The following is a 6757-nucleotide window of genomic DNA, read 5'->3' on the forward strand; positions in this document are numbered from 1 at the left end:
AGGCCGGACGCACCGTGGGTGACGGCTCGGTGACACCCCTTGACCCGCGCACCGCGGCGACCCACGATCGCCGCATGGCACTTCGGGTCACGTTCGTCGCCGCCGCGGGGAGCTCCTCGGTGCTCGCCGAACGCTTCGAGGACGACCGGCCGCTGGACCGGGCCGGCTGGAGCGAGGTGCAACGGGTCGCGCACGCGCTGCTGCCGCTCGCCGCGGCCGATCTGCGCTACTGCTCCCCGGCCCCGCGCAGTCGCGCCACCGGGGCGGGCCTCGGATACGCGCCGCTGGTGCAACTCGCCCTGCGCGACTGTGACATGGGGCGCTGGCGAGGGCTGACCCTGAGGGAGGCGATGGCCCGGGAACCGGAGGCCGTGGACGCCTGGCTCGCCGACCCGAGGTCCACCCCGTACGGCGGGGAGCCGCTGCCGGCCTTCATCGGCCGGGTCGGCGGCTGGCTCGACACCCGGCCGGTCGAGGACGGCTGCCGGGTCGTCGCGGTGGCCGAGCCGTCGGTGATCCGCGCGGCCCTGGTGTACGTGCTCAGGGCCCCGCCCGCCACGTACTGGAACATCGACGTCCGCTCGCTGTCGGCGATCGGCGTCGCCGGCCGGGCGGGCCGCTGGAGCCTGCGCCTCGAAGGGGCGTCCGCTCAGGCCGCGCGCGCGTAGCCGGTGGTGAGCTCCAGGTCCTTCGCGGGACCGCGCACCCGCCAGACCGTCCACCAGTGGTCCGCGTCCCGGACGGTGAACTCGCCCCGGTAGAGGTCGGCCGAACAGGGGTGGTCGGCGACGTACCGTCCCGTGGTCAGGTCCAGGTCGTGGAAGGGGCGCCCGTCCGCGAACCGCACGTCCGCCGTGCCGCCCGGCCCGGGCAGGAAGCGCAGGGTCCGCTCGGCGGGTCGGGTGACGCCCCGCCAGGTGAAGTCGCCGGACTCGTGCTGCAGCAGACCGCCGCCCTCCAGCGGGCCGAAAACGACCGTCCCCTCGAAGTGCCCCTCCTCGCCGCCCGCCAGGTCCCGCACGGTCCGCTCCGCCCGCCAGCGGCCGCCCAGGTAGCCCAGCGTGTCGGGCACTGGCCAGAACTCGCCCATTCCGCCTCGTTCCCCCGTGGTGTCCGTTGTCGCACGCCCCATTGACGTGCTCCTGCCTCCTTCCTATCTTGCCGTTCGAAGTTCCGGCCGATGATCGATATGGCGAACGCTCCTGGAGTCGCTCCCCACTCCCGGAGAGGGCCGCCGAGTATCCATGTCACGCACCGCACGCAGCCGCACCCGCCTCGGACTCGCCGCCCGCACTCGTCCACCCGTTGCATAAACGTGCAGCGAAACGTATAGTCATGCCATCCAGGAGGAGGGTTTTCCATGGTGGTACGTGCGGCGGTGGCCGGAGCGAGCGGGTATGCGGGCGGTGAGCTGCTGCGTCTGCTCCTGACGCATCCCGGGATCGAGATCGGTGCCCTGACCGGCAACTCCAACGCCGGGCAGCGGCTGGGCGCGCTCCAGCCGCACCTGCTGCCGTTGGCCGACCGCGTGCTGGAGCCGACCACGCCCGAGGTGCTCGCCGGACACGATGTCGTGTTCCTCGCGCTGCCGCACGGCCAGTCCGCCGCCGTCGCCGAACAGCTCGGCGAGGAGGTGCTCGTGATCGACATGGGCGCCGACTTCCGGCTGGCGGACGCCGCGGACTGGGAGGCGTTCTACGGCTCCCCGCACGCCGGCACCTGGCCGTACGGCCTGCCCGAACTGCCGGGTGCCCGCGCCGCGCTGGAGGGGTCCAAGCGCGTCGCGGTGCCCGGTTGCTACCCGACCGCCGTCTCCCTCGCCCTCTTCCCGGCGTACGCCGCCGGTCTCGCCGAGTCCGAGGCGGTGATCGTCGCCGCCTCCGGCACCTCCGGCGCGGGCAAGGCGCCCAAGCCGCACCTGCTCGGCAGCGAGGTCATGGGATCCATGTCGCCGTACGGCGTGGGCGGCGGGCACCGGCACACCCCCGAGATGATCCAGAACCTCAGCGCGGCGGCCGGCGAGCGGGTCACCGTCTCCTTCACGCCGACCCTCGCGCCGATGCCCCGCGGCATCCTCGCCACCTGCACCGCGAAGGCGAAGCCCGGCGTCACCGCCGAGTCCGTGCGCGCCGCCTACGAGAAGGCCTTCGCCGACGAACCCTTCGTCCACCTCCTGCCCGAGGGCCGGTGGCCCGCGACCGCGTCCGTCCACGGTTCCAACGCCGTTCAGGTCCAGGTCGCGTACGACACCGCCGCGGGCCGGATCATCGCGATCAGCGCCATCGACAACCTGACCAAGGGCACCGCGGGCGGTGCCGTCCAGAGCATGAACCTCGCCCTGGGTCTCGACGAGACCACCGGGCTGACGACGATCGGAGTTGCGCCGTGAGTGTGACGGCAGCACAGGGATTCACGGCGGCGGGCATCGCCGCCGGGATCAAGGAGAACGGCAACCCCGACCTGGCCCTCGTGGTCAACAACGGCCCCCGCCGCGCCGCGGCCGGCGTCTTCACCTCCAACCGCGTCAAGGCGGCGCCCGTGCTCTGGTCCGAGCAGGTGCTGAAGAGCGGGCAGGTGTCCGCCGTCGTCCTCAACTCCGGCGGCGCCAACGCCTGCACGGGGCCGAAGGGCTTCCAGGACACCCACGCGACCGCCGAGAAGGCCGCCGAGGCGCTCGGCGTGGGCGCGGGCGAGGTCGCCGTCTGCTCCACGGGACTCATCGGCGTCCTGCTCCCCATGGACAAGCTGCTCCCCGGCGTCGAGACCGCCGCCGGCCGGCTGTCCGAGCACGGCGGCGAGAAGGCCGCCATCGCCATCAAGACCACCGACACCGTCCACAAGACGTCCGTCGTGACGAAGGACGGCTGGACCGTCGGCGGCATGGCCAAGGGCGCCGGCATGCTCGCCCCCGGCCTCGCCACCATGCTCGTCGTCCTCACCACCGACGCCGACCTCGATCCCGACGTGCTCGACAGGGCCCTGCGGGACGCCACCCGGGTCACCTTCGACCGGGTCGACTCCGACGGCTGCATGTCCACCAACGACACCGTGCTGCTGCTCGCCTCCGGCGCCTCCGGGACCACGCCCGGGTACGAGGAGTTCGCCGAGGCCGTACGGGCCGTCTGCGACGACCTGGGCCGGCAGCTCATCCGCGACGCCGAGGGCGCCAGCAAGGACATCAAGGTCGAGGTGGTCAACGCCGCCACCGAGGACGACGCCGTCGAGGTGGGCCGCTCCATCGCCCGCAACAACCTCCTCAAGTGCGCCCTCCACGGCGAGGACCCCAACTGGGGCCGCGTCCTCTCCGCCATCGGCACCACGAAGGCCGCCTTCGAACCCGACGAACTCAACGTCGCCATCAACGGCGTCTGGGTGTGCAAGAACGGCGGCGTCGGCGAGGACCGCGACCGGGTCGACATGCGCTACCGCGAGGTCCACATCGTGGCGGACCTCGCGGCAGGCGGCGAGTCCGCAACGATCTGGACCAATGACCTGACGGCCGACTACGTCCACGAGAACAGCGCCTATTCATCATGAGCACCACGCGTAAGCACACCGCGCTCCCCAAGGCCCAGATCCTCATCGAGGCGCTGCCCTGGCTGACCCGGCACCACGGCAGGACGGTCGTCATCAAGTTCGGCGGCAACGCCATGGTGGACGAGGACCTCAAGGCCGCCTTCGCCCAGGACGTCGTCTTCCTGCGGCACGCCGGCCTCAAGCCGGTCGTCGTGCACGGCGGCGGCCCGCAGATCAGCGCCGCGCTCGACCGGCACGGCATCGTCAGCGAGTTCAAGGCCGGCCTGCGCGTCACCACCGAGGACGCCATGGACGTCGTGCGCATGGTGCTCGCCGGACAGGTGCAGCGGGAGCTGGTCGGGCTGCTCAACCGGCACGGCCCGTTCGCCGTCGGCCTCACCGGCGAGGACGCGCACACCCTCACCGCCACCAAGCACCGGCCCGAGATCGACGGCGAGTCGGTCGACATCGGGCGGGTGGGCGAGATCACCGAGATCGACACGGGCGCGATCGAGGCCCTGCTCGCCGACGGCCGCATCCCGGTCGTCTCGTCGATCGCCCGTAGCCAGGACGACCACCATGTCTACAACGTCAATGCTGATACGGCGGCTGCGGCACTCGCTGCTGCACTGGGCGCCGAGACCCTCATGGTCCTCACGGACGTCGAGGGACTCTACGAGGACTGGCCGAACTCCGACGAGGTGATCAGCCGGCTCACCGCGTCCCAGCTCGAGAAACTCCTGCCGGAGCTGTCCTCCGGCATGGTGCCGAAGATGGAGGGCTGCCTGCACGCCGTGCGGGGCGGAGTGACCACCGCCCGCGTCATCGACGGCCGGGTCCAGCACTCGATCCTGCTGGAGATCTTCACGGACGAGGGCATCGGCACGATGGTCGTGCCCGACGAACAGGGGGAGTCGTGAGCAACGCGGAGCTGACCGCGCGGTGGCAGGGCGCGCTGATGAACAACTACGGCACCCCGCGGCTGCCGCTGGTGCGCGGCGAGGGCGCGCGGGTGTGGGACGCCGACGGCAGGGAGTACGCCGACTTCGTGGGCGGCATCGCCGTCAACGCGCTCGGCCACGCCCACCCGGCGGTCGTCGAGGCCGTGAGCCGGCAGATCGCCTCCCTCGGCCACGTCTCCAACCTGTTCGTCGCGCAGCCGCCCGTCGCGCTCGCCGAACGGCTCCTCCAGCTCTTCGGCCGCGAGGGCAAGGTCTACTTCTGCAACTCGGGGGCGGAGGCGAACGAGGCCGCGTTCAAGATCGGCCGGCTGACCGGACGACGGCACACGGTCGCCACCGACGGCGGCTTCCACGGCCGCACCATGGGCGCGCTCGCCCTCACCGGCCAGCCCGCCAAGCGCGAGCCGTTCCTGCCGCTGCCCGGTGACGTCACGCACGTCCCGTACGGCGACGCCCAGGCGCTGGCCGCGGCGGTCACCGAGGACACCGCGCTGGTGGTCATCGAGCCGATCCAGGGCGAGAACGGGGTCGTGGTGCCTCCGCCCGGCTATCTCAAGGCGGTCCGTGCGATCACGGCGGCCACGGGGGCGCTGCTCGTGCTGGACGAGGTGCAGACCGGTGTCGGCCGCACCGGCAACTGGTTCGAGTACCAGGCGCACGAGGGCGTCCTGCCGGACGTCGTCACCCTGGCGAAGGGGCTCGGCGGCGGACTGCCGCTCGGCGCCGCCGTCGCCTTCGGGCGCGCGGCCGACCTGCTCGGGCCCGGCCACCACGGCACGACCTTCGGCGGCAACCCGGTCGCCTGCGCCGCCGGACTCGCCGTTCTCGACACCATCGAGAACGAGGGGCTGCTGGAGAACGTCAAGCGGCAGGGCGAGAAACTCCGCGACGGAATCGAGGGGTCCGGCCACGCCCTGATCGACCGTGTCCGGGGCGCGGGCCTCCTCCTGGGTATCGTGCTCACCGAGCCGCTCGCGCCCCGGGTGCAACAGGCGGCTCAGGACGCCGGGTTCCTCGTGAACGCGCCCGCCCCCGATGTCGTACGGCTGATGCCGCCGCTGAACCTCGGGGACGACGCGGTGGACGCCTTCCTCGGGGCGCTGCCCGGCATCCTGGACCAGGCCGGTACGGCGGGTGGGGAAGGACGATCCGGAGAATGAGACGACGATGAGCCAGGAGCAGGACCAGGGCCAGCACGCCGGGCCTGCCGTGCCGCAGACGCGCACCGCACGCCACCGCCGGATCGTGGACATCCTCAACCGGCAGCCGGTGCGGTCGCAGAGCCAGCTGGCGAAGCTGCTCGCCGACGACGGGCTGAGCGTCACCCAGGCGACGCTCTCCCGCGATCTGGACGAGCTGAACGCGGTGAAGATCCGCAACACCGACGGCGACCTGATCTACGCGGTGCCGAGCGAAGGGGGCTTCCGCACCCCCCGGGCGCCGCTGGGCGGGTCCGCGAAGGAGGAGCGGATGCGGCGGCTCTCCCAGGAACTGCTGATCTCCGCGGAGGCCTCCGCGAACCTCGTCGTCCTGCGCACTCCGCCGGGCGCCGCGCAGTTCCTCGCCTCGGCGATCGACCAGGCGGAACTGCACGACATCCTCGGCACGATCGCCGGCGACGACACGTTGCTGCTGATCAGCAGGGAGCCGACGGGGGGTCAGGCCCTGGCCGACCACCTGCTCCGGCTGGCCCAGAACGGTCAGTGAAGGGGACGGCGCGACGGGTTCGCCGACCGCGGTCCGTCCGCGGGCAGTCGCGCCTCCCCCCCAGTGCCTCAAGGGCCTGGAAGGTGCCCCAGGGCGCTGGGAGTCCCCCCGCTCGAGCGAAGCCGAGAGTGGGGGGGAGGGGGCGCTGGGGGTGTCCCCTCCGGGGGGAGGCACCCCGTGAACGCGGGTGAGTGAGAGGCCGGTACCTCGGCCCCGGCGCCGGTCACCTCCGCCGGCGGTCAGCCCAGCCGGCCCGCCAGCCCTCCGGTGCACCGCACCTCGTCGCCCGCCGTGATCAGCAGCGCCTCGACGTCCGGCAGGGACTCCAGCCAGGCGAGCGCCTGCCGGGAGCCCATCGCGAACGCCGCCGTCGCCCAGCAGTCCGCCCACGTCAGCCGCGGCGCGACGACCGTCACCGCGACCAGGTCGGTCACCGCCGACCGCCCCGTCCGGGGATCGACGATGTGATCCCCCCGCTCGGCGGTCCCGGACGTCGCCACAGCCAGCTCCGAGGCGCCGGCCGCGGAGACGACGGCGGCGAGACCGCCCGGACGCAGCGGGTCCGCCACACC

The 6757-nt window shown here is 72.7% G+C and carries 8 protein-coding genes; 6 read left to right on the forward strand and 2 right to left on the reverse strand.

Going from position 1 to position 6757, the window contains the following annotated elements:
• The first annotated feature begins 74 nt into the window (after window positions 1-74).
• Window positions 75-668, forward strand: coding sequence for a histidine phosphatase family protein (locus tag ADK41_RS33240; protein WP_030832290.1), 594 nt, complete (start codon window positions 75-77; stop codon window positions 666-668).
• Here the strand turns inward: ADK41_RS33240 and ADK41_RS33245 are convergent.
• Window positions 650-1090, reverse strand: coding sequence for a DUF6314 family protein (locus ADK41_RS33245; RefSeq protein WP_030832293.1), 441 nt, complete (start codon window positions 1088-1090; stop codon window positions 650-652). The two genes, ADK41_RS33240 and ADK41_RS33245, sit on opposite strands and share 19 nt — an antisense overlap.
• Window positions 1091-1360: 270 nt before the next feature.
• Between ADK41_RS33245 and argC the strand changes: the two genes are divergently transcribed.
• Genes argC through ADK41_RS33270 form a run of 5 tightly spaced genes read left to right on the forward strand, consistent with a single transcriptional unit; the run spans window position 1361 to window position 6185 of the window.
• The gene (argC, locus tag ADK41_RS33250; RefSeq protein WP_030832296.1) at window positions 1361-2389 is read left to right on the forward strand and encodes an N-acetyl-gamma-glutamyl-phosphate reductase; all 1029 of its coding nucleotides are present in this window, start codon (window positions 1361-1363) and stop codon (window positions 2387-2389) included.
• A complete protein-coding gene (gene argJ, locus ADK41_RS33255) occupies window positions 2386-3537 on the forward strand; it encodes a bifunctional glutamate N-acetyltransferase/amino-acid acetyltransferase ArgJ (RefSeq protein ID WP_030832297.1) in 1152 nt (383 codons plus the stop codon). The genes argC and argJ overlap by 4 nt, the downstream gene beginning before the upstream one ends.
• Window positions 3534-4436 carry an acetylglutamate kinase gene (gene argB, locus ADK41_RS33260; protein ID WP_030832300.1) on the forward strand — a complete coding sequence of 301 codons (903 nt, stop codon included), beginning with the start codon at window positions 3534-3536 and terminating at the stop codon, window positions 4434-4436. The genes argJ and argB overlap by 4 nt, the downstream gene beginning before the upstream one ends.
• Entirely contained in the window at window positions 4433-5638 is a 1206-nt protein-coding gene (locus ADK41_RS33265; protein ID WP_030832303.1) for an acetylornithine transaminase, read from the forward strand. Before argB ends, ADK41_RS33265 begins: the two co-directional genes overlap by 4 nt.
• Window positions 5639-5645: 7 nt before the next feature.
• Window positions 5646-6185 carry an arginine repressor gene (locus ADK41_RS33270; RefSeq protein ID WP_030832306.1) on the forward strand — a complete coding sequence of 180 codons (540 nt, stop codon included), beginning with the start codon at window positions 5646-5648 and terminating at the stop codon, window positions 6183-6185.
• Window positions 6186-6424: 239 nt separating this feature from the next.
• Here ADK41_RS33270 and ADK41_RS33275 read toward each other — a convergent pair.
• On the reverse strand, window positions 6425-6757 hold a 333-nt coding region (locus tag ADK41_RS33275; RefSeq protein ID WP_209438658.1), incomplete at its 5' end, for an FAD:protein FMN transferase.

Origin of the sequence: Streptomyces caelestis, from assembly GCF_001279005.1 — a bacterium.
Taxonomy (GTDB): Bacteria; Actinomycetota; Actinomycetes; order Streptomycetales; family Streptomycetaceae; genus Streptomyces; species Streptomyces heliomycini.